Genomic DNA, 21,965 nt, shown 5'->3' on the forward strand with positions numbered 1-21,965 from the left:
GAAGTTCACTAGCAGCGTTGATGCAGATAAACCGGTCTTCTTTTGAGGGCCGGTTTTTTAATTGTGGAGTGAGGGCAAAGTGGCGCAATTAATGTCCGGTTATCGGGGTACACTTTTAGTCTAAGAATGATTGACACAAGGATGGCTCAATGCAGATTGATCTTGAAGGTTTAAATCCTGCCCAGCATCAGGCGGTTATGACAACTCAGGGACCTCTGTTGGTTCTTGCAGGAGCTGGTTCGGGTAAGACGCGTGTTTTGACGTTTAGAATTGCGCACATGATTGCTGACGAGGGAGTTCGTCCTTGGCAGATTCTGGCTATTACGTTTACTAACAAGGCTGCAGCGGAGATGCGTGAGCGCCTTGAGGCGCTGCTTCCTAACAATATTCGCGGCATGTGGGTTTGTACGTTCCATGCTATGTGTGTTCGCCTGCTTAGAGAAGATGGCGAGCGTCTTGGCTATGGGCCTAACTTTGCTATCTATGATGATGACGATTCAAAGCGTTTGGTAAAGACCATTCTGTCTGATTTGGATATTGATGTTCGTCAGTTCCCGCTCAACTCCATTCGCTCAAAGATTTCCGCTGCTAAGAACGCGCTTTTATATCCTGATGATGTAGAGGCTCAGGCAGCAAGTCCTATGGATCACGTGGTGGCTCGTGTGTATCGTGCGCTCCAGACGCGTCTGGACAAAGCTAATGCTATGGACTTTGATGATCTTCTCATCAAGGCGTTTGAGCTGCTCTCCAAGTACCCAGACGTGCTTGCTAAGTACCAGGAGCGTTTCCGTTATATCAACGTTGACGAGTATCAGGATACCAACGGCGTCCAGTACGCAATTACCAAGCTTTTGGCATCCAAGTATCGCAATCTTATGGTTGTTGGCGATGATGACCAGTCCATTTATTCATGGCGCGGAGCAGACATCAAAAACATCTTGGCGTTCGAGAAAGACTATGAGGAAGCAGTTGTAGTTAAGCTAGAACAAAACTACCGCTCAACAGGTCATATTTTGGCCGCTGCCAATGCAGTTGTTGCGCACAACTCTCACCGCAAGCCAAAGCGTCTCTTCACGGATGAAGGAGATGGCGAGAAAATCCAGGTGTATCAGGCATCTGATGAGCGTGATGAGGGTGCATGGATTGGCTCCGAGATAGAAAAACTGCACGATAAGGGCACGTCGTACGACAACATAGCCGTGTTCTATCGCACCAACGCTCAGTCTCGTATTCTCGAAGATATGTTGCTCAGAGCTGGTGTTCCTTACAAGATTGTTGGCGGCACTCGATTCTTTGATCGCGCAGAAATCAGAGATGTCATGGCGTACCTCAAAGTTGTTGTGAACCCTGATGATGACATGGCCGCGCTGCGTGTTATTAACACGCCTCGTCGTGGTATTGGTGCAACCAGTATTCAGAAGATTCAGACATATGCACTGCATAACGGCTTGTCGTTCTTCTCGGCATGTGAAGCATGTGTGATGGAAGAAGGCATTTTTACCGCAAAGGTAAGAAATGCGCTGGTAGAGTTTACGTCAGCTATTGAGCATGGCCGCCATATTGATGGTGAGCTTGATGAGGTTGTAGAGGCAATTATTGACCGCTCTGGTCTTATTCGTGCGCTTGAGACGGAGCATACCATTGAGGCTGACGGACGTATCGAGAACATTCGAGAGTTCTTTGGTGTTGCAGCAGAGTTTGATGAGTCTCACGACGACGTTGAAGAAACGCTTGAGAGTCTGCAGCAGCTCAGAGAAGCTGGAGCGCTTGATGCGCAAGATGCAGCTTCGCTGAGTGAGGCTGGTTTTGATGCTGCTACCGGCGCACTCGCTGGTGCTACTGCTGTAGAGACGGCTCCTGCGCCTCAGGAGGAGAGTTTGCATCCACAGGTTGTGGCAGAGAAGCTCCCGGCCTTTATGGAATGGCTGGCGCTTCGCTCTGACCTGGATAGCTTGGATGGTTCTACCTCTGCAGTAACGCTCATGACCATTCACGCTGCAAAGGGTCTGGAATTTCCTGCAGTTTTTGTTGCTGGTATGGAGGAGGGAATCTTCCCTCATGCAAATTATGAGGCAGAAGCAGCTCAGTTAGAAGAAGAGCGCAGACTTGCTTATGTTGCTATTACGCGTGCGCGCAAACGCCTGTATTTGACGTATGCATCTACTAGAAGGACTTACGGCTCTGTTCAGGCAAATCCTGTATCGCGTTTTGTGGGAGAGATTCCTCAAGAGCATGTAAAAGCTATTGGTGTTGGTTCTGCAGGTTTTTCTGGAGTTGGCTGGGCAAAGCGAGGAGACCGTCATGGAACCTTTGGTTCTGGTCGCGGCTCCGAGGTCTACGGTGGAAACGTTTTTGGTTCTCGCACGCGCTCTACCGGCGGTGCTCCAGCTCCACGTACAGCTCCCATTCAGAAAGACCCGGCCCGCGCTTCTGCAAGTTTTGCTGTGGGAGACCAAGTTTCTCACAAGACCTTTGGCCCAGGCATTGTTTTGGCAGTTCAGGGAGATACTATTGAGGTCAAGTTTACGCGTACTAATAAGACAAAGAAGCTCATGAAGGGCTTTGCTCCAATAGTAAAAATTGAGGGATAGCCATGGTATTGATGCATGACGGTTTGATTTTGGGTCTTACTCCACAAGACTTCATTTTTAAGCTGGTTATCTTTGTTGTTGTGTTTCTTGTAGCTTTTCTTGTAGAGCGCTTTGCAATAAAACTCTCAAAAAGGGCCTTGGACTCTTCAAAGCTGCCGTCAGCATCTATTTTTGTCAACATACTACGTGGAGTTATCTGGACGTTTGCTATTCTTGCTGTCTTGCAGCCTGTCTTTGGTATTCAACCAACAGCTTTTGTGACCGCTTTGGGAGTTACGTCCATTGCCCTCTCTTTTGGTTTACAAGACACCATTTCTAACCTGGTGGGCGGATTGGGTCTCATGCTGGGAGGTGTAGTTAAACCTGGAGATAAGGTAAGCATTGGAACTATCTCCGGTGAGGTTATTGACATGAATTGGCGCTCTACCATAGTTCGTGCTCGTGGAGGTAGGGTAGACATCATTCCTAATTCAGTACTTAATAAAACAGCACTTGCGCATCGTACCAGGTGGGATATGACAGAGGTGCCCATTAATATAGTGCTTAAACCAACCGTTGATCTGAATGCGGTAACGCAAGAAATAACAGAAATTGTTCAAGAGGTAGTTGCACCTCAGCTTGATAGAACACTTCCTATTGAGGTTGAAGCATCAAGCATTGCCGAGACAGGCATCAAGGTAATCATTCATGTTCACATCAAAGACGATGCAAACGAAATGAGTGTACGAGACAAAATTGTAAGAGCCCTGGCTGGTTCCAGTTGGCTTGCAGGAGTAGGAGCCTAACATGAAAATTGGAATTATCGGAGCCATGGAGCCAGAGGTTGCGCTACTAAAAGCGCAGATGACCGTTGAGCGCACGTATGAGCAGGCTCGTATGCAGTTTGTTGAAGGCCTTTTGGGAGAAGTTCCTGTTGTTGTTGTACAGTCGGGAATTGGCAAGGTTAATGCAGCAGCATGCACGCAGATCCTGATTGATACGTTCGCAGTAACACATGTTATTAATACAGGTATTGCAGGGCTTTTAAACCCTGAGCTACAGGTTGGGGATATTGTTATCTCCTCAGATTTAGTTCAACACGATATGAACGTTGGTCCTCTCAATTTTGCCGCTGGTCAAATTCCAGGTCTTCCGGTTTTCTCGTTTACAGCAGATGAGAGTCTTATTGAACGTGCTCTTGCTTCGGCCAAAGAAGTAGCTCCTCAACTGCAGGTTATTTCTGGCCGCGTTGCTTCAGGAGATCAGTTTGTAAGTTCATCAGAGTTAGCAGACCACATCTACACAACGTTTGGTGCTGATTGTTGTGAGATGGAGGGCGCCTCAATTGCTCAGGTTGCTTGGCTTAACCACACACCGTTTGTGGTGATTAGGCTTATGTCCGATAAGCCCGGCACTACTTCGAGCGTTGATTATTTGACGTTTGAGCGTGAGGCTTCTGAGCGCTCTGCCAGAATTACTGCAGCTATTATCAAAAAGCTTGCCTAGTAACCTAAGGTGTCCTTTTGAGGCAACTCTTCTGGGTTAACTGGGTAGCTCTTCCGGGTCAGTTTGCATTTTTCATAAGAGGGAAGGCGGGGCGTAAGAAACAACTTGCGCCGATTTAGCTATTCGAATGTTTTTAAACATAATTGAACGATATTTCGATTATCATTGTCCCGTTATGAAAGTGGTTTGAAAGGTACCGAATGATAACCCTCGGACACTTTTTTGAGATGATGGTTGCCAATCCGTTTTTGGCCCTCGTCATTGTCCTTGTTTTTGGATGCATCTTTGTAAATGGTGCAACCGACGCGGCTAATGCTATTGCAGAGGCTGTTGGAACTCGTTCAATTAAAGTTAACCATGCAATTATCATGAGTGTTGTGTGCAACTTTGTTGGTTTGGTGGCTATGTGTCTCATTTCAACTGCAGTTGCAGACACAATTTTGGGTATGGTTGACTTTGGTAGTAATAACCATGAGGCTCTTGTTGCTCTTGCCGCAGGCTGTGTTGGTATTGTTACTTGGGCAGTAGGAGCTTGGGCTTTAGGTATTCCAACTTCTGAGTCACACGCCCTTATTGCAGGTCTCACCGGTGCAGCACTTGCTATTCATGGTGATTTTGGTGCAGTTAACTGGGGCGAGTGGAGCAAGGTTTTAATTGGTCTGCTTTTCTCAACCACACTGGGTTTTGCCGCTGGTTGGATCATTGTTAAAGCAATCAACAAGCTTTGCGTTAACGTTGATCGACAGCGCGCTGATGAGATGTTTGGCCATTTGCAAGTTGTTGGCTCAGCATTTGTTGCGGCTATGCATGGTGCGCAAGATGGTCAGAAGTTCATGTCCATTGCCATGCTTGCAATTGCACTTTCCGCGGGTCATGGAGCTGCTGGTGCAGATGTATTCCCGCTCTGGTTGCAGGTACTGTGTGCTGCTCTTATGTCTATCGGTACTGCAATTGGCGGAAGAAAGATTATTAAAAAAGTCGGAATGGAAATGGTAAAGCTTGAGCGTTATCAGGGCTTTGCTGCGTCCTTCTCGGCATCTGCATCTTTGCTGCTTTCCACACTGACCGGTCTTCCTGTTTCAACAACTCATACAAAAATGACGGCCATGATGGGTGCGGGTGCTGCAAAAAATATTCGTTCAGTTAACTGGGGCGTTGCAAAAGAAATGGTAGCAGCATGGGTGTTTACTTTCCCTGGCTGCGGACTTATTGGTTTTCTTTTTGCAAAACTGTTCCTGATGATTTTCTAAGTACGTATAACTGTCTTTTACGAGTTCTATTGAACCACTCAACTTTATTGGAGGATTCATGCTAGGTAAGCCAAAAGAGGATGTCTTCTACACTATGTTCCGCGAGTTTGGCGACAAAATTGTAGAAACCGCTGAAGAGTATGTGGTCATTATGGAAGGCTTTCCCGAGACTGCTGCACGTATTCCTCAGATGAAGGTTTACGAGCGTGAGTGTGACGAGAAGGTCCAGCACATTATGAAGGAGCTTTACGCTTCCTTTGTTACACCATTTGAGCGTGAGGACATCTCTGACTTGGCTCTTCGTCTTGATGACATTGTTGACGGAATGAATTCTGTTGCAGAGCGTCTTGACCTCTTTAATGTTGACGACACTCGTAAAGAGGCTATGCAGCTTGCTGAGCTCACCCTTCGCGCATGCAAGACGGTCCAGGAGATGCTGAGCGTTCTGAGCGATTACAAAAAAGATTCTACCGTTATGGAGAAGGCCATTGCCGTTGGTCACGTTGAGGACGAGGGCGATCTTATTTATCACAACGCCCTGTCCCGCCTGTTCCGTGATGAAATGCCTGGTCGCCACACGGTTGCTTGGCTTCGTATTTTTGACCGCATGGAGACTGTTCTTGATTCCTGTGATGACGCGGCGGGAGTTGTTCGCTCCGTTGTTATGAAGAACGCTTAAGTTCTTTTTCTGCTAACGGTATATACAGACTAAAAACTGCCTTCCGCCGGGAGGCAGTTTTTATATTCTCTTTTTGTCCGGTATTGGGGTTAAACTGTTTATATAAAAGAAAGTGGAGGTGCCATGAGCGGCTTCAAGCGTTTTTGCTACATACTCTATGTTTTTGCAAGTGCTTTTGTATTTTTAGCTCTTGCTTTAACGTGGTTTGGTCCTTGGACACATCAGGCAACTAATCTCTTGTTTACCAAGCCCTACCTTATTGCTCTTAACGCTTGTGCGGCTATTAGCATCTTTGGTCTTGTTGTGGTGTTGTTCAGAGCTCTCTTTATTAGAAAAACGGTAAAGCTCACGGTGGCTACTGTTGAGGGTGGAACAATCTCCGTCACTAAAGAAGCCATTTCTTCTCAGGCGGCCCATATTATTGAAGAAGATGGAACTTGCCTTGCACACCGTGTTAACGTGCAGATTTCTAAGAATAATTCTGTAGCTGTACAGATCGATATTCTCCCTAAAGAGCCTGTTGATGTCACTGCAAAGGGCTCTGAGTTCTATAACGCTCTTCAGTCGGGTCTTGCTATCGTGTGCGGACCTTGCGTTTCTAGCATCAATCTTTCTTTTATCAAGCCAAGTTCCTTCTCGCCAAAAGATGAAGAAGGTGCGTCTTTGTCTCAGTCAAAAGAGGTTATGCCAGAACCAGAGATTGTAGAAGAGCAATCTTACGAGCAACCTTCCACTCAAGCCGCTGCTCAGCAGACTGGTAAAGACATTCGATTGAGTATTTCAGAGCCAGATACAAAGGAGGTCACAGACAATGGATAAAAGCTTCTTTCAGAAGATGCAGGAGAAGTGCAAAAAATACGTCGTTGACCATCCAGGTGCCATTATTGGCGGATTTTTGGGTCTTTTGTTTGCAATTTTTTTGTTTACGTTTGGCCTTTTTAAAATGCTAGTTGTTGCATTGTTTGTACTGGTAGGAGTTGCCATCGGTCAGATTTTTGACGGAAAGGCAACCATTTTGGCAAAGATTCGTTCCTTATTTACGGACAGAAACTAGATAGGAGAGAGCTGTGGTAGAAGAGCTTACTAATTCGCAAGAGATCGCCTCTGAAGAAATTGTTCCTGCAGAAGAGACAACAGATGTTCTTTCCGATGCAGATCTTGAGGATACAGACTCTCTTACCTTCTCCGGTGGAGTTGTCGAGAAGATCGTCTCGTTGGCTTTACGTGACGTCCCCAACGTGGTGGGTGCTCGTGGAAACTGGCTTAACAGAGTTCAGGATGTACTTGGTGCATCTGATACGGCTAAAGGTGTCACTGTAGAGGTGCTGCCTGATAGCTCGCTAAATGTTACCGTTTCTGTACTTATTAAATATGGTTCTTATGCACCTCAGATTTTTGAAGACGTTAAGCATACAATTGTCGAGAAAATCACCGGTATGACAGGCCTTGAAGTTTCTGGTGTTAACCTGCGAATTGAAGATGTTTTGACCGAAGAAGAATACGATCGCCTAAAACATCGTCCAGAAGAGCCTGAACAGCTAGACAAAGAAGAGTAAAGTACGCTAAAGTTGCACTGTTTTACGCTTTTATAGTAATTGTTTTATTGTTTTGCCACTACAAGCTCCCTAAGCGCAAGGAGTTTTGCCATGAAAAGGCTTTCACGTTGGAGCATGGCGATTGTTGCTACGTTTGTGTTAGCACTCTCGCTCGTTGGAGGACTTGCAAAGCAAGCACTCGCAGACACCACCCCTGTTACCTCAGAGGCTGAGCTGCTGGCTGCTATTGCTGCTGCTCCAGCAGATGGTTCGCAGACTATCGTTCAGGTAAATGCGGACTTTACCATTACTGCTCCAGTCCAGGTTCCAGCTAATAAGAACATTAGGTTGATGGGTACTGGAACTATCACAAGTGCCATGACTGGCTCTAATCATTTCTATATGTTCAAGATTGCTTCTGGCGGCGCAGTTACTCTTGATGGTGCCACCATTAATGGCAACAACACTGCATTTGCCGTTGAGAACCGTGGTAGCTTTACCTTGCTTCGTGGTGTTATTAAAAACGGTAAGGCAAAACCTTATCCAGGAAATAACGGCGTAGTTCTCACCACTGGTGCTGGTGCAAAGTTTGTTATGGCTGGCGGCACCATTCAGGACAGCACGGTTGCTAACGCTCTTGGTGGCGCAGTTACTGTTGCAAATGGTGCAACAGGTGAGCTCCGTGACGGTACCATTCAGAACACTACTCTTACCAATCAGTACTCTGGTAGCGTTATGGTAAGAAATGCAGATTTTACTATGACTGGCGGAACCATCACTGGTGGCGATGCTTCTTCTACCATTAATTCTTCTGGTGGTCTGATGCTTTATGCCTTGGATCCAAACGGTGAGACAACAACAGCCACTATGGGTGGTGGATATATCACTAACAATAAGGCTGTTGATGGTGCAGGCGTCCACGTTTACGCAGGTAATCCTCAGTATGGTGACTCTAAGTCAAAGGCAGACTTTACCTTCAACGGTGGCTCTATTACTAATAATGTTGCTTCTGAGTCCGGTGGCGGTATCTATGTAACTTGGAACGGCAACGTTGTTATGAACAACGGCATCATCAAGAACAACACTGCTGGCATTGCTGGCGGTGGCGTTGCTACCTACGACCAGTTTGTTGGCGTTGTTGGTGGTCAGAAGGTTCCTTACTCCAGGGTTGGTGCTCCATGGAATAACTGGCCAAACATTTATCGCGCTGGCTTCACCATGAACGGCGGCTCTATTGACGGAAACAAGGCCACCAGTAATGGCACCAACCAGCTTGGTGATAAGGGTGTTGGTGCTGGTATTTATATTGCATCTGCTAATGCAACTCTTAATGCTGGCGAAATTATCAATAACACCGCAAATGACCAGGGCGGCGCAGTTTACGTTGCATCTGTTCCGTATGTTCTTCATATCAATAACGCACTTATTAAAGACAACACTGCAACAGTTATTGGCGGCGGCGCATGGTTCTGCCCAACTGGTGATGCTGAGTTCCATTCTAAGAACGGCGTAGCATTCTTCAACAACACCGCTAACGGCGCTGGTGATGAGATTGCAACCGTTCGCGGTGCAGGTGAATCTGCCGGCGCAACCATTTCTGATTACATGCTTGGTGGCGCTTCTGCACACTGGACCAAGGATGGCGCTGTTACTATCAACCTTCCTTCAATCCTTGGTGAAGCTGATCCAGTTGCTGCACGTCATACTACTGAAGAAGTAAGCAATATCGTTAACAACACCGATATGCTTGCGCTTGAATCCAACCCACGCCATGAGTCAATTGCTGCTGCACAGAATAAGGCTAAGCTGCTCATTTATGGCAACACTGCACAGCGTGGTGGTGGCATTGGTTCTAACGGTACCGTTATTACTGGTGAAGAGGGCACACAGGATGTAACTGTTAAGAAGATTTGGGACACTTCCGCAAATCCAGATGCAGTTATTCCAGAGAAGCTCACTGTTTATCTTGTTGCTGATGGCTATCGTGTTGACTCCGTTGAGCTTTCTGCAGCTAATAACTGGGAGCACACCTTTACCGGACTTCCTGACAATGTAACTTTGACCTTTGAGGAGTCTGCTCCAACTGGTTGGACTGCTCAGACTCCTGAGGTTAACGGTAACGTTACTACCTTAACCAATAAGGCCGATGCTCCTGTAACTCGCGATGTTCCAGTAACCAAGGTTTGGAATGGTACAAAGAAGGATTCTGTAACCGTTCACCTGCTTGCTGATGGTGTTGACACTGGTCAGACCCTTGTCCTTTCTGAGGCAAACAATTGGACCGGTTCATTTGTTGGTGTAAATCTTTACGCAGCAGATAATCACGTCATTGCTTACACCGTTTCTGAGGATGCTATTGAGGGTTACACTTCTGAGATAACTGGTGATATGGCTAATGGCTTTACTATTACAAACACCGAGACTCCAGTTACCCCAACCCCAACTCCAGAGAAGCCTGGTAAGAAGCGTAAGCACCGCACACCTGATACAGGCGATGCAAGTGTTGTAGCTATGGTTGCTTTTGCAACAGTTGGTGCTGGCTTTGTTGGTGTTGGAGCATATGCTCGCACTCGTAAAGAGCAGTAAGTAACACTCATACACTTAGTATGCAGATCCCCCGCTTTTATAAAAAGCGGGGGATCTTTGTTAGAAGGACGATTTCCTGTTTTAACTGGGAATGTTTACGTTCGCCGAATTTGCCAACCGTTTAACCAATAAGAGTGTTCTTCTCGCCAGGAGAGGTTAGAGAAGAACGACAATACTACTAGGTGGATAGTGAGTATCTGCATGAGTACCTTATTGGAGGTTGTTATGGAGCTCAAAGCTGATAAAAAGGTAATTGTCGAGCGTAATAACAAAGTTGTGTATGACAACGGAGACACAGTTGTTAAGGTGTTCAGCGGAAGCAAGCCTTCTGCTGATATTATGAATGAGGCTTTAAACCTTACTCGTGCTGAGCAGGCCGGCATCAACGTTCCATCTCTTGTAGAGATTAGTAAAGTTGGTAATTGCTGGGCTGTTTCAACCAGAAAAGTTGAAGGTAAAACAATTAGGCAGCTTATTGAGGAGCATCCAGAAAAAGAGGACGAGTATCTCAATAAGTTTATCGATATTGAGCTGGCTATTCACGCTCATAAAGCACCGCTTCTTACTCGTCAAAAAGACAAGCTCACCCGAATGATTAACAGCATTCCAGACATTCTTGATGAGGCTACAAGGTATGAGCTTCTGCTCAAGCTTGATGGTATGAAGCCTCATACTAAGGTTTGCCACGGTGACTTTGTCCCGTCCAATATTATTCTCGCCGAGGATGGCGCTCCTGTAATTCTTGACTGGGCCCATGCAACACAAGGCAATGGCGCTGCAGATTGCGCTACAACTTATCTGCACCTGCTTCTTCATGGTGATGAGGAACTTGCCGAGAAATACATCAATCTTTATTGCACCAAGCAGGGCTGCACTCGTCAGTATGTAAACGAATGGCTTGGCATTATTGCTGCAGCAGAGCTTGCGCGCGGTCGTGTAAAAGAAACAGAGTTCCTGCTTAAGTGGGTAAATGTTTTTGATGCAATGTAGTTGGTTACAAGAACTTTAAACTAGCCGGGAAGAGCCTCGTCAGGGGCTCTTCTTTTATTACACTTCTAACTGCTCAATAAAGTAACGTGAGGAGTTAGCTATGTATGATGTTGATCCAAAGCAGACCACTGTAAACTCAGAAAATAAGAAATCAAAGCTTGAGCGTATGAGTGCGGGAGAGTGGTGTGGCGGCTCTGACGAGGAGCAGAGCGCTGCGTTTTGGCGAGCAAAGGATCTTGCCTGGGAGTTTAATCAGACTCGTCCAAGTGATAAAGAAAAGTGCCGTCAGATTTTGACTGAACTTCTCGGTGAACTAGGAGAGGGAAGTGCAGCAGTTTCTCCTTTTAATGTTGACTATGGCTTCAATATCAAGATTGGCCCACATAGCTTTATCAACCACGGTGCATACCTGATGGATTGCGCGCCTATCACTTTTGGTGCTCATAGTTTTGTGGGCCCTCAGTTTAAGGCGTACACCGTTCAACACCCTCTAGATGCTGAGGAGAGAAACGCTTGGTATGAGCGAGCTCTACCAATTACGGTAGGAGATAACTGCTGGTTTGGTGGAAATGTGACGGTGCTTCCCGGTGTAACTATCGGAAATAACTGTGTAATTGGTGCTAATAGTCTGGTTACTAAAGATATTCCAGACAATTCTCTTGTTGTTGGTTCTCCCGCAAAGGTCGTACGTCAAATTACCGAGGCAGATAAGCTGGGACTCAAAGACCTTTTGGGCTAGTTCTGTTAGGCTAGGCGCGCGTGGCTTCGGGGCATAGGACTTTAGAGTACTCGGTTTCAGAGCGCATAAAAAACGCGCGGTTTAAGAAAACGCTGCTAGATTAGGCCTTTTAGGGAGATTGTTTAACTATTTATTTGATGTTAGAGGCATCCGCGCTATAATAAATATACGGGGAGCTGGGAAATGGCCCGGCTGAGAGGCAGTACCTTATGCTGCGACCCATAAACCTGATCTGGGCAATGCCAGCGTAGGGAGCCAATGCCGTCCTTACGCACTATAAGAAGGAGGGCATATGAAAAAACTTTCTCAGTTTGCATTGCAAGCCATATCCCTTACTTCTTTTCTTGTGTTTTGGCAGCTTGTTATTGTCGTAGGAATTATTCCAAATTACCTTGTTCCAACTCCTGTTCAGGTTGTATTTGCGCTGGTTAAGGACTTTCAGCTTCTTATGACACATACAGAGATTACGCTTCTAGAATCCCTTGTAGGTCTGGCTATTGGAGTGCTTATTGGTTTTGCGCTTGCGGTTCTTATGGACTTCTTCAAAACGCTGGACAAACTGCTCTCTCCACTTGTTACTATCTCGCAGACAATCCCTATTGTGACTATCGCGCCGCTTCTGGTGCTCTGGCTAGGATATGGTCTTTTGCCCAAGATTATTCTTGTGGCCATTTCAACGTTTTTCCCTATTACCGTGGCGCTGAACTCGGCATTTAAAGCAATAGATCCCGATATGATTGACCTGATGACTACCATGGGAGCTAGTCGTGTGCAGATTTTTTGGCATGTCAAGTTGGCCGCTGCTGCCCCGCAGTTTTTCTCGGGACTCAAAATGAGTGTGACCTACGCCGTAATTGGTGCAGTAATCGCAGAATGGCTGGGAGGCGACGCTGGACTGGGCGTGTATATGACGCGCGTCAGAAAGGCGTTTGCATACGACAGGATGTTTGCAGCAATCGTGGTGGTTTCTGCGTTGTCGCTAGTGTTGATGAAGGTTGTGGAACTTGTCCAAAAGCGTGCGCTTCCTTGGGATACCTCTCAGGACGCCAAAGAATCCGCACGGTAACTTTGACGGAACTTAAAGAAAGAAGTGAGTACACGCATGAGCGTATTTAATCGCAAGGGTATAACAAGAAAAGGCTTTCTAACTGCAATGGGTTTCTCGACAGCAGGACTTTGCGCAGGTTGCTCGCTTGAACAGCCTGCCGCTCCAGCTAACGCAAACAAGGGTGCTGGGCAGAATTCCGGCGGTACCACAGAGATTACGTTTGCGCTGGACTACACCCCAAACACCAACCACACCGGCATCTATGTGGCTCAGGAGAAAGGCTACTTTGACGAGGTTGGCCTCAAGATAACCATCCAGCAGCCACCTGCTGACGGCGCCGATGCGCTGATTGGTGCTGGTGGCGCACAGATGGGCGTTACCTACCAGGACTATATTGCTAACAGCCTCTCGTCTTCTAATCCGTTGCCGTATACCGCGGTGGCCGCTATCATTCAGCACAATCTTTCGGGCATTATGAGCCGTGAAGAGGATCATATTGTTCGTCCACGTGACCTTAATGATCGTACCTACGCAACGTGGAATCTCCCTGTTGAGCAGGCTACTATCAGGTCTGTTATGGAATCTGATGGAGGAGATCCCTCTACGCTTAAAATGGTACCTTATGAGGTAGATGATGAGGTATCTGGCCTAAAAGCAAAGATGTTTGATGCAGTTTGGGCGTTCGAGCAGTGGGCTGTTCAAAACGCTCGTGTTCAGAACTTTGCATGCAACTACTTTGCGTTTACAGCAATTGATCAGAACTTTGACTACTACACGCCAGTTATCGCAGTAAATGATGGCTTTGCAAAAGAGAATCCAGACGCTGTTAAGGCCTTCTTAAGCGCTACCAGAAAGGGTTACGAGTTCTGCGTCTCTAACCCAGACGAGGCGGCAGAGATTCTACTCAAAGCCGTTCCAGAACTTGATGCTAATCTGGTCAAAGCATCTCAGAAGTTCTTGGCTGCCAAGTACATTGACGACGCTGAGAAATGGGGCGTCATTGATTCTGCCCGTTGGCAGCGTTTCTACGCCTGGCTCAATAACCAGCAGCTGCTAGAGAATAAGATTGACCCATCCGCAGGATTTACTAGTGAGTACCTTGGATAAGAAGCTTACTGACATAACAGAAGGCGCTGCTATGGACGTTTCTGGCGAGAAAAGCCTAGGAGCTGCACCTGCATGCGAGCCACAGAGGGGTGTGCCGGCGCTTGAAGCACGCCACCTTACGCTGGTTTGGGGAAACGGCCAGGTAGTTGCTCAGGATATCTCGATTGAGCTGCAACCTGGCACCATTACCTGCTTGGTTGGTCGCTCGGGCTGCGGCAAGACAACACTGCTCCACGCACTTGCGGGACTGCTGCAGCCGCAAGAGGGCAAGGTGCTGCTACATGGTGCTGACGTTACAGGGCACCCGGGACATATTGGCTACATGCTCCAGAAGGATTTGCTCATCCCAAGCAAGCGTATCATCGACAACGTAGCGCTTCCGCTTGAGCTGAAGGGCGTCTCGCGCTCTGAGGCGCGCGCACGGGCCCAGGAGATGCTGGAACGCGGTGGACTTGAGCGCGTGGCACAAAGCTGGCCTTACGAGCTCTCAGGCGGCATGAGACAGCGTGTTGCATTCCTGCGCACGGCACTCATTGGCTCAGATATTATGCTGCTGGACGAGCCCTTCTCGGCACTAGACGCTCTCACACGGCGAGAAATGCGTGCGTGGCTCATGTCTTCCGTGAAAGAGTTTGGCCTCTCGGTACTGGTGATCACGCACGACGTTGATGAGGCGGTTGCCATGGCTTCTCGCATTTACGTAATGGCGGGCAGTCCCGCGCAGGGTGTGGTAACCAAGATTGTGGGCGTTGTTGAGCCGCTGGGCTGCGCTGATACGGTGTCGGAGGCAGACTCTGGCAAAGGCGCTGGCCAAGGTGCTGACCTGACATCGTTTGACTTGAGCGCAGCGTTTTTGGCTGCCAAGCGAGAAGTACTTTCATTGCTGGGATAGTTATCCTTTACGAGCGCGATTGAACTGCCTCCCATTTCTTGGACATAAGAAATGGGAGGCAGTTCATATGCGGGTGATTATGATTCTGCAGCGTGTTAGCGTCGGCTTTTAGGCCTGGCGCACAAAATAGCGCAGCTTTGGTAGGTTCTGCCGAAGAATCGACATGTTCCTAATCAAGATAGCTAGGCAGCTAGGCGGTCGTACTACCTGATATGCATCTCTATGCATAAACTTTATCTAATATGCTTAAACATGAATAGACTTATATAAGAAATTTAACTATCGATAAATTCTGTATCTACGGAACACACCTAAGTCGGATAATCTGCTCAGATGAGGGCATTTTACACATCTAATGACGATAATCTGCATGATTGAGGTATTTTCTGCGTCATGTATACGTCTTTTTAACAGATTATCCGACTTAGGTGTGTTTTGAACTGCCTCCTATTTCTCGTGTCCAAGAAATGGGATGCGTTGCTGCGGGCTGGATGGGTTTCTCGCCTTTGATTTGATACATAAAAAGACGTGAGAGTTTGCCTCTCACGTCTTTCTTGTTAGTTCGATTTGCGCGCGGAATTTGTGTACGCCGCTAATATGCACAGCTTAATTACTCGCTGAACTCCAGGAATGCACGGTAACCGCGATATGCCTCAAAGATGTCGGCCTTGTTTGCAATCTCCCAAGGCGCGTGCATGGAGAGAACAGGAACGCCGCAGTCGATGACGTGCATGCCATATTTAGCAAGCATGTATGCGATGGTTCCGCCGCCACCAGCGTCAACGCGACCGAGCTCTGCGGTCTGGAACTGAACGCCGGCGTTGTCCATAATGCGGCGAATCAGCGCAACATACTCGGCATCAGCATCATTGGAGCCAAACTTGCCGCCACTACCAGTGAACTTGTTGAATGCAAGGCCGTGACCCATGATGGCAGAGTTCTTGATTTCAAAGCTACCCGTAAAGCTAGGATCATAACCAGCAGAAACGTCGCTTGAGAGCATGTAGGAGTTAGCCATGCAGCGGCGCAGGGAAAGTGGAGATTCAAAACCAGCAAGTGCCAGGACCTCTGCCATGATGTTCTCAAAGAAGTGGGAGTTCATGCCAGTAGCGCCAACGGAGCCAATCTCTTCCTTGTCGGTCAGGATGGTGACGGAGGTACGTGCAGGAGTGTCGCACTCAAGCTGTGCGATTAGGGAAGGGTAGGAGCAGCTGCGGTCGTCGTGACCATAGCCCAAAATCATGGAGCGATCAAAGCCCATGTCACGAGCAGGACCTGCAGGAACAATCTCAAGCTCAGCGGAGAGAAGGTCTGCTTCCTCAATGCCGTAGAGGTCCTTCAGGATGTTGATGACGTTAGCCTTAACGGCTTCCTTTGGCTCGTCGCCCTCTGCATCAGCGGGTTTCTCGCCATTCTGGCCCCAAACAAGTGGACGATTGCCAACAATAAGATCCAGCATCTCGCCCTCAATAACCTTAGAAGCAGTCTTTCCAAGCTGCTCAGCGCTCAAGTGGATGAGAAGGTCGGAGATGCAGAAAACAGGGTCAGTTGGATCCTCGCCAACGCATACGTTTACGACGCTACCGTCTTTAAGTGCAAGAACGCCATGAATTGCCAGAGGAATAGTGACCCACTGGTATTTTTTGACGCCGCCGTAGTAGTGGGTGTCAAGGGTAGCAAGCTCATTGCGCTCCTCGAGAGGATTCTGCTTGACGTCCAGGCGAGGGGAGTCGATGTGAGCACCAAGAATGTTTAGACCCTCTTCCAGGGATTTGGTACCAATCTGGACAAAGATGACGGACTTGCCGCGAATGTCTGCATAGACTTTGTCGCCAGCCTTGAGGGTTTTACCTGCAGCGATGGCGTCAGAAAGCTTAACGTAACCTGCTGCTTCGGCAAGCTTGATAGCGCTTGCGGCGCACTCGCGCTCAGTCTTGTTCTCGGAGATAAACTTTCTGTAGCCCTCGGTAAACGACTGGAGTTTGTCCAGGTCCTCCGAGGTGTACTTTTTCCATGCATTAATGGTTTCCATACCCATCCTTTCTGTAGCAAGCTCTGTGTGAGCTGCTGTTTGTTGTTGCTGTTAGGTGCGCCGACCGTGATGAGACCGCGACTTAGTTGCCTCCGTTGGAGCTGTTTGAGCCAGAACCGCTGGATTCGCTGCCAGAACTATTACCAGAGCCAGAGTTCTGATTGGAACCAGAATTGCTGTTTGAGCTGCCCGTTCCGGAGTTGCTGCTGGAAGAATTACTCTCAGACGAGCTGCTTGAACTGCTAGAGTCGCTGGTCTTTTCCGAACTAGACGAGCTGTCGGAGCTGGTGGTCTCTGATTTCTTGGAGTCAGTGCTCTCCGAAGAGGAATCTTTGGAATCAGTGGACTTGCTTGACTCGTCGGTCTTCTCGCTAGAAGAGCTGGAATCGTCTTTCTTATCCGTCGAATTGCTGGTATTCGTAGTTTTTTCCGTCACAACTGGGGTTGTGCTGACCTTTGGTCCCAAGCCAGATCCGTCGGTGATATAGCTGAGGAACATTGCATAAAGAATGACGGCAGAAATGGTAAAGATAATTGAAATAATGGTCACGATAGTCAGCGCTCTTATGCGCTTGCGAGACAGCATTGGCGTGCGATTTACCTGCGAAGACTGCCCTGTACCAGAGTCAGCGTTGGGATAGTAATCGCGAGAAGGTGCATATTGGGCTTGAGGCATATACTGCGTGCTTTCGAGCGTACTTTGATTGTTGTTTGGATATGCCTGCTGGTTATATTCATCGTTGTCGTTAGCGCGGAACTTATGCGTGGAGCGCCTGATAACGTTCTGGTAAATCTGCGAAGCAAGCGCCGAGGCGGCGGCACCGACGGCCACACCAATAATCGAACCTGCAATACCAATCTGATTTGACAGTACAAACGCGGTCACTGCGGCAAGCGATGTTGCCAAAATTTGGGTAATTGAGACGTCCTTAAGAAGGCTGGGCTTCTCGTTTGTTGCCTCATCTGTAGGCTGAGCAGGCGAAGCTAATCGAGTTTTGTCTGCATCAAAGTGCTTATAGCTCACAAGATGCTCCTTTCTTCGAACTGATAGCCTACCTCATTTTTGTGAAGAAGTAATGTTTCGTCGCTAAATCGCAACATCAGCTGCCGAGAAGCCCTGTCTAGTTGTCGCCGATGCGACGGTTCCGTAATGTTTCTGCAGCGTGGTTTTCTCGCCTGAATACGCATCGGGTTTCTCGCCCGAGAACGCGTCGGATTTCCCGGGGAAGGTACATCGGATTTCTCGCGATGTTTTGTTAAAAACGACCGTATCAAAGGTGATGAAACAAGGTATCATTTATATGTATCAGTTTTCCGTCAAACGGAGGTTTAGCATGCTTGTAAGCGCAAAAGCCATGCTCCAGAGTGCCGAGAAGGGCCACTATGGCATCGGCGCATTCAACGAGAACAACCTTGAGTGGACCGCAGCAATCCTTGATGCAGCAGAAGAGCTCCAGTCTCCTGTCATCATTCAGTGCACCAGCGGCGCAGCAAAGTGGCAGGTAAGCTACCGCGTTGTTGCAGACATGGTTCGTCGTCTTGTTGAGGACAAGAACATCACTGTTCCAGTTGCTCTCCACCTTGATCACGGTTCATACGAGGATGCATTCAAGTGCATCGAGGCTGGATTTACTTCCATTATGTACGATGGTTCTCACGAGCCAGATTTTGAGACCAACCTTAAGCGCACCGAAGAGGTCGTAAAAGCAGCTCACGCAAAGGGCATTTCTGTTGAGGCTGAGGTCGGTGGCATCGGCGGCACCGAGGACGGCGTTACCGCTAAGGGCGAGCTTGCTGATCCTGAGCAGTGCGCAAAGATTGCTGACCTGGGCGTTGACTTCCTTGCATGCGGCATCGGCAACATTCACGGTATCTACCCAGCAAACTGGGAGGGCCTCTCCTTCGACCAGCTCAAGGCTATCAAGGAGCGCGTTGGCGATCTTCCACTTGTTCTCCACGGTGGTACCGGCATTCCTGTAGAGCAGGTTCAGAAGGCTATCTCTATGGGCATCTCCAAGATCAACGTCAACACTGACCTTCAGCTTGTCTTTGCTGAGGCAACCAAGAAGTACGTTGAGGCTGGCCTTGTTGACAACGGCAAGGGCTACGATCCTCGTAAGCTTCTGAAGCCTGGTCGTGAGGCAATCATCGAGCGCACCAAGGAGCTCATCCGCGAGTTTGGTTCCGACGGTAAGGCTTGGAACTAACCTGCAGCATACGCTAGGCGCGCATCGAAGCGACGCACGCTCGCAGCTAGTTAAAACAACGGACCTGGATTTTCTCCAGGTCCGTTTTTTGTTTGGGCTGGCATGTGCGAAAGACATGCGCTTGGTATGTTCCTCTCGCGAGATGCGGGTGCGATAGGTGCGCCCTAATGTGTGCCTGAAAAGTGAAAAGATTCGGTATATTTTGCCTAAACTTGGCAAAGAATCTGTGGATTTGCCTGATTTTGTCAAAGATTCTGTGGCCATTTTACAGATTCTTTTAACTTTTTAGGCAATTTTTGTACAAGGAAAACTGGATCTTCTCGCCTCAGTACATTCGTACAGCAGAAATGAAAATTGCGAATTTGACGCAAATTGAATTTGACCAAAATTTGACCAAGAATATGTCGCAGGGAAGGTCTAACACTGCTAGCTGGATATTTAGTGGCAATGATTTTCTGACAGGTTTGCCTGACCTGCAGTTTTACAAGAAATGTCACTTATTTACAATCAGCGATATAAGTTGCAAGTTTTTCTTAAGAAAATACTATTGGCTTATGGAATTTTATCTATCACATACAACAGCTTTACAGTTATTCCGTGCTATGCGAATTAAGGGGCACGGATTGATTCATCATGACTCTCCAAGCGCTGGAATTCATACAGAGTCTTTAACTTTGGAAATTGATCAAATCAAGAAAGAGGTATTTTCCAATCTAGGAATAATGCTGGCTAATCCAATTGAATTGGTAGTTGACAAGAAGAAAAGGACTTACCGATCGAGTGAAATAAAATTTCATACTTCGTCCCATTTTGCCCAGACATCATGTATGGAACTAACTCTCGGTAAATTAGCAATTAAAGTGGCGTCACCTTTTGAACTCATGATTGAAATGGCCCAAGAACAAACATTACTAGAAACAGTGATGCTAATTTCAGAATTCCAAGGTAGGTATGTTATCGACCCATCTACCTCTGAATTGAGATCTAATTGGTATGATCCAGTTTTTCAAAAGGTAGACTTTGAGCGTTATTTATCCTCAGTTTCTAGATGTAACGGAATAAGTAATGCAAGATTAGCATCATCGTATTCTTTTGATAATGCCGCTTCTCCGATGGAAGTCAAACTTGCTCTTCGCGCTTCTCTTCCTGTGTCCGCAGGTGGTTATGCAATTCCTAAGGTTGAGCTAAATAAGGAAGTAAGGATTCAGCAATTAAAGAGCAGAGAACTTACAGAGAAAACAAGGGCTATCGATTTATTGCTTTCGAAGGGTAACTACGATGTAGACACAAATAGACAAGCAGCCATTGAATACAATGGGGCCGTACATGAATTAGCAGATGTTTCAATGCGTGACTATCAGCGTAATAACGAACTCGTTTCAGCTGGAATATTGGAGTTTGTTATTGGAAAAGCTGAGTATGACGACATCATTTTTATGGATAACATGTTTAATTCAATTAGAAATCAGCTGGAAATACCAAGAAGACACACATCATCTGATCGCAGAAAAATGGAAAGAGCTAAACGAATTAAATTGTGGAGTGAGCTAGAAAAGCTCCGTTAAATTCAGGATAAGCGAGCCTGAGACCCTTTTAAGTTGCCTGAAAAGTGTAAAGAATCTGTAAATCTGACACAGATTCTTTAATAAAATCAGGCAAATCCACAGATTCTTTGGTGTTTTCAGGCAAAATTTACAGATTCTTTGCAGAAATCAGGCGCGCACTCGGCTTGCATTCGCCGCACTCCTGGTACGTCTTTCTCGCGAGAAACCCGGTGCACTTCAGAGCCCTCTTGTCATGAAGCACCACCGCACACGACAATAAAACCGCAGCTTAAACGTTTACTCAGCGGTAGGGTTGTCGGCGGGAGAGACGTGCATGTTGCCTTCGTTGCGGGCAATGTCCGCGAGCGTCTTGCTGTCCAGGAAACTGGAGGTCATGCGGCCAAGGTCTCGCCAGACATTGATGGTGGTGCAGGACTCCATCTGGGGACAGAGGGTGGTATTTGTGCAGTTCAAGCAGCTAGCGGGCGCAAGATTACCCTCGGCTGCGCGAAGAATCTCGCCCAGCGTGTAGTCCTCGGGCTTGCGCGTGAGGCGATAGCCGCCGCCCTTTCCGCGCAGGCTCTCGACGTATCCAGCCTTGTGCATCAAAGCAATGACCTGCTCAAGGTACTTGCGCGAGATGTTCTGGCGCTCGGAAACGTCGCCCAGTGAGACCCAGCCATCGTGAACGGCCAGGTCAGCCATTGCGCGGAGTGCGTACATTCCCTTTGTAGAGAACATTCCGGCCACGGCTACTCGCCGTCCTTGGCGCTTGCGGCGCCGCCGTTGCTCGCACTTGCGGCGCCCTCGCCATCCTCGGTGGTAGACGCACCGGCGGCAGCAGAACCGCTGTTGTGAGCCTCAAGCATCTCCTCAAGCGTATGCCATGCCAGCTCGGCGCATTTAACGCGCGCAGGCATGTGAGCGATGTCGTGCAGAATGTTGGCATCTTCCAGCTGGTCAAGCACAGTCTCGTCAGTCTCTTCTCCGCGAATCATGCGTCCAAAGAGTTTGCAAAGCTCAATAGCCTCTTCTGGGGTGCGGTCAATCATCAGGTCGCTCATAATGTCGGCCGATGCCTGAGAGATTGCACATCCGCTGCCCACAAAAGCAGCCTCGGCAATCTTTCCGTCCTCAATGCGCACGGAAAACGTCAGCTCATCGCCACAAGAAGGGTTAACACCCTCGTGGGAGACGGTTGGATTATCCATCTGGTATTTGTAATCGGGGTGAGAAACGTGGTCCATAAACTCAGCGTTATACAGGTCGTTTGCTGCCAC

Annotated in this window: 21 protein-coding genes; 16 read left to right on the forward strand and 5 right to left on the reverse strand. The window is 47.8% G+C overall.

Annotated elements, in window-relative coordinates:
• Positions 1-149: 149 nt before the first annotated feature.
• From ACO5GU_RS05185 to ACO5GU_RS05250, 14 genes are all read left to right on the forward strand, one after another.
• Positions 150-2,591 (forward strand): ATP-dependent helicase, encoded by a 2,442-nt coding sequence (locus ACO5GU_RS05185; protein ID WP_484824511.1) that lies wholly within the window; start codon positions 150-152, stop codon positions 2,589-2,591.
• A gap of 2 nt (positions 2,592-2,593) precedes the next feature.
• Positions 2,594-3,376: a mechanosensitive ion channel family protein gene (locus ACO5GU_RS05190; protein WP_484810763.1), complete on the forward strand. Its 783-nt coding sequence runs from the start codon at positions 2,594-2,596 to the stop codon at positions 3,374-3,376.
• Position 3,377: 1 nt separating this feature from the next.
• The gene (locus tag ACO5GU_RS05195; protein WP_484814725.1) at positions 3,378-4,076 is read left to right on the forward strand and encodes a 5'-methylthioadenosine/adenosylhomocysteine nucleosidase; all 699 of its coding nucleotides are present in this window, start codon (positions 3,378-3,380) and stop codon (positions 4,074-4,076) included.
• Positions 4,077-4,276: 200 nt separating this feature from the next.
• Positions 4,277-5,326 carry an inorganic phosphate transporter gene (locus tag ACO5GU_RS05200; RefSeq protein WP_035428240.1) on the forward strand — a complete coding sequence of 350 codons (1,050 nt, stop codon included), beginning with the start codon at positions 4,277-4,279 and terminating at the stop codon, positions 5,324-5,326.
• Between the two features lie 58 nt (positions 5,327-5,384).
• Positions 5,385-6,005, forward strand: a complete 621-nt coding sequence (locus ACO5GU_RS05205; RefSeq protein WP_484847197.1) for a DUF47 domain-containing protein — start codon at positions 5,385-5,387, stop codon at positions 6,003-6,005.
• Positions 6,006-6,128: 123 nt separating this feature from the next.
• Positions 6,129-6,824, forward strand: a complete 696-nt coding sequence (gene amaP / locus ACO5GU_RS05210; protein WP_484810761.1) for an alkaline shock response membrane anchor protein AmaP — start codon at positions 6,129-6,131, stop codon at positions 6,822-6,824.
• A complete protein-coding gene (locus ACO5GU_RS05215; RefSeq protein WP_313995369.1) occupies positions 6,817-7,059 on the forward strand; it encodes a DUF2273 domain-containing protein in 243 nt (80 codons plus the stop codon). Before amaP ends, ACO5GU_RS05215 begins: the two co-directional genes overlap by 8 nt.
• 13 nt (positions 7,060-7,072) lie before the next feature.
• Positions 7,073-7,561 carry an Asp23/Gls24 family envelope stress response protein gene (locus ACO5GU_RS05220; protein WP_484930356.1) on the forward strand — a complete coding sequence of 163 codons (489 nt, stop codon included), beginning with the start codon at positions 7,073-7,075 and terminating at the stop codon, positions 7,559-7,561.
• A gap of 90 nt (positions 7,562-7,651) precedes the next feature.
• Complete coding sequence (locus ACO5GU_RS05225) at positions 7,652-10,126, forward strand: Cna B-type domain-containing protein (RefSeq protein ID WP_484810759.1); 2,475 nt, start codon at positions 7,652-7,654, stop codon at positions 10,124-10,126.
• A 201-nt stretch (positions 10,127-10,327) separates the two neighbouring features.
• On the forward strand, positions 10,328-11,116 hold the full coding sequence (locus ACO5GU_RS05230) for a phosphotransferase family protein (protein ID WP_484810758.1): 789 nt from the start codon (positions 10,328-10,330) through the stop codon (positions 11,114-11,116).
• A 100-nt stretch (positions 11,117-11,216) separates the two neighbouring features.
• Positions 11,217-11,855, forward strand: coding sequence for a sugar O-acetyltransferase (locus ACO5GU_RS05235; protein ID WP_313994498.1), 639 nt, complete (start codon positions 11,217-11,219; stop codon positions 11,853-11,855).
• Between the two features lie 292 nt (positions 11,856-12,147).
• Positions 12,148-12,921, forward strand: a complete 774-nt coding sequence (locus ACO5GU_RS05240; protein WP_484863686.1) for an ABC transporter permease — start codon at positions 12,148-12,150, stop codon at positions 12,919-12,921.
• Between the two features lie 36 nt (positions 12,922-12,957).
• On the forward strand, positions 12,958-14,010 hold the full coding sequence (locus ACO5GU_RS05245) for an ABC transporter substrate-binding protein (protein ID WP_484895280.1): 1,053 nt from the start codon (positions 12,958-12,960) through the stop codon (positions 14,008-14,010).
• Positions 13,994-14,902: an ABC transporter ATP-binding protein gene (locus tag ACO5GU_RS05250; RefSeq protein WP_484863688.1), complete on the forward strand. Its 909-nt coding sequence runs from the start codon at positions 13,994-13,996 to the stop codon at positions 14,900-14,902. The genes ACO5GU_RS05245 and ACO5GU_RS05250 overlap by 17 nt, the downstream gene beginning before the upstream one ends.
• A 610-nt stretch (positions 14,903-15,512) precedes the next feature.
• Here the strand turns inward: ACO5GU_RS05250 and ACO5GU_RS05255 are convergent.
• The 3 genes from ACO5GU_RS05255 to ACO5GU_RS05265 form a co-directional block, all read right to left on the reverse strand.
• A complete protein-coding gene (locus tag ACO5GU_RS05255) occupies positions 15,513-16,934 on the reverse strand; it encodes an aminopeptidase (protein ID WP_484859634.1) in 1,422 nt (473 codons plus the stop codon).
• An 82-nt stretch (positions 16,935-17,016) separates the two neighbouring features.
• On the reverse strand, positions 17,017-17,958 hold the full coding sequence (locus ACO5GU_RS05260) for a hypothetical protein (RefSeq protein ID WP_484824518.1): 942 nt from the start codon (positions 17,956-17,958) through the stop codon (positions 17,017-17,019).
• Between the two features lie 63 nt (positions 17,959-18,021).
• On the reverse strand, positions 18,022-18,231 hold the full coding sequence (locus ACO5GU_RS05265) for a hypothetical protein (RefSeq protein WP_484930357.1): 210 nt from the start codon (positions 18,229-18,231) through the stop codon (positions 18,022-18,024).
• A 37-nt stretch (positions 18,232-18,268) separates the two neighbouring features.
• Here ACO5GU_RS05265 and fba point away from each other — a divergent pair, with 37 nt between their 5' ends.
• Both fba and ACO5GU_RS05275 read left to right on the forward strand, forming a co-directional pair.
• On the forward strand, positions 18,269-19,141 hold the full coding sequence (gene fba / locus ACO5GU_RS05270) for a class II fructose-1,6-bisphosphate aldolase (protein WP_484814819.1): 873 nt from the start codon (positions 18,269-18,271) through the stop codon (positions 19,139-19,141).
• A gap of 296 nt (positions 19,142-19,437) precedes the next feature.
• Positions 19,438-20,706 (forward strand): hypothetical protein, encoded by a 1,269-nt coding sequence (locus ACO5GU_RS05275; RefSeq protein WP_484810753.1) that lies wholly within the window; start codon positions 19,438-19,440, stop codon positions 20,704-20,706.
• 276 nt (positions 20,707-20,982) lie between these two features.
• On the opposite strand, the gene ACO5GU_RS05280 is transcribed toward ACO5GU_RS05275, so the two are convergent.
• Together ACO5GU_RS05280 and sufU are read right to left on the reverse strand one after the other, a co-directional pair.
• Complete coding sequence (locus ACO5GU_RS05280; RefSeq protein WP_484810752.1) at positions 20,983-21,435, reverse strand: RrF2 family transcriptional regulator; 453 nt, start codon at positions 21,433-21,435, stop codon at positions 20,983-20,985.
• A gap of 2 nt (positions 21,436-21,437) precedes the next feature.
• Positions 21,438-21,965: a Fe-S cluster assembly sulfur transfer protein SufU gene (gene sufU / locus ACO5GU_RS05285; RefSeq protein WP_484814821.1), complete on the reverse strand. Its 528-nt coding sequence runs from the start codon at positions 21,963-21,965 to the stop codon at positions 21,438-21,440.

Source organism: Lancefieldella sp., assembly GCF_057237245.1.

Excerpts from the sequence above, each read along its gene's own strand:
- ACO5GU_RS05185 (WP_484824511.1), top strand. The coding sequence starts at position 150 with ATGCAGATTGATCTTGAAGGTTTAAATCCTGCCCAGCATCAGGCGGTT.
- ACO5GU_RS05190 (WP_484810763.1), top strand. The coding sequence starts at position 2,594 with ATGGTATTGATGCATGACGGTTTGATTTTGGGTCTTACTCCACAAGAC.
- ACO5GU_RS05195 (WP_484814725.1), top strand. The coding sequence starts at position 3,378 with ATGAAAATTGGAATTATCGGAGCCATGGAGCCAGAGGTTGCGCTACTA.
- ACO5GU_RS05200 (WP_035428240.1), top strand. The coding sequence starts at position 4,277 with ATGATAACCCTCGGACACTTTTTTGAGATGATGGTTGCCAATCCGTTT.
- ACO5GU_RS05205 (WP_484847197.1), top strand. The coding sequence starts at position 5,385 with ATGCTAGGTAAGCCAAAAGAGGATGTCTTCTACACTATGTTCCGCGAG.
- amaP (WP_484810761.1), top strand. The coding sequence starts at position 6,129 with ATGAGCGGCTTCAAGCGTTTTTGCTACATACTCTATGTTTTTGCAAGT.
- ACO5GU_RS05215 (WP_313995369.1), top strand. The coding sequence starts at position 6,817 with ATGGATAAAAGCTTCTTTCAGAAGATGCAGGAGAAGTGCAAAAAATAC.
- ACO5GU_RS05225 (WP_484810759.1), top strand. The coding sequence starts at position 7,652 with ATGAAAAGGCTTTCACGTTGGAGCATGGCGATTGTTGCTACGTTTGTG.
- ACO5GU_RS05230 (WP_484810758.1), top strand. The coding sequence starts at position 10,328 with ATGAGTACCTTATTGGAGGTTGTTATGGAGCTCAAAGCTGATAAAAAG.
- ACO5GU_RS05235 (WP_313994498.1), top strand. The coding sequence starts at position 11,217 with ATGTATGATGTTGATCCAAAGCAGACCACTGTAAACTCAGAAAATAAG.
- ACO5GU_RS05240 (WP_484863686.1), top strand. The coding sequence starts at position 12,148 with ATGAAAAAACTTTCTCAGTTTGCATTGCAAGCCATATCCCTTACTTCT.
- ACO5GU_RS05245 (WP_484895280.1), top strand. The coding sequence starts at position 12,958 with ATGAGCGTATTTAATCGCAAGGGTATAACAAGAAAAGGCTTTCTAACT.
- ACO5GU_RS05255 (WP_484859634.1), bottom strand. The coding sequence starts at position 16,934 with ATGGAAACCATTAATGCATGGAAAAAGTACACCTCGGAGGACCTGGAC.
- ACO5GU_RS05265 (WP_484930357.1), bottom strand. The coding sequence starts at position 18,231 with ATGATACCTTGTTTCATCACCTTTGATACGGTCGTTTTTAACAAAACA.
- fba (WP_484814819.1), top strand. The coding sequence starts at position 18,269 with ATGCTTGTAAGCGCAAAAGCCATGCTCCAGAGTGCCGAGAAGGGCCAC.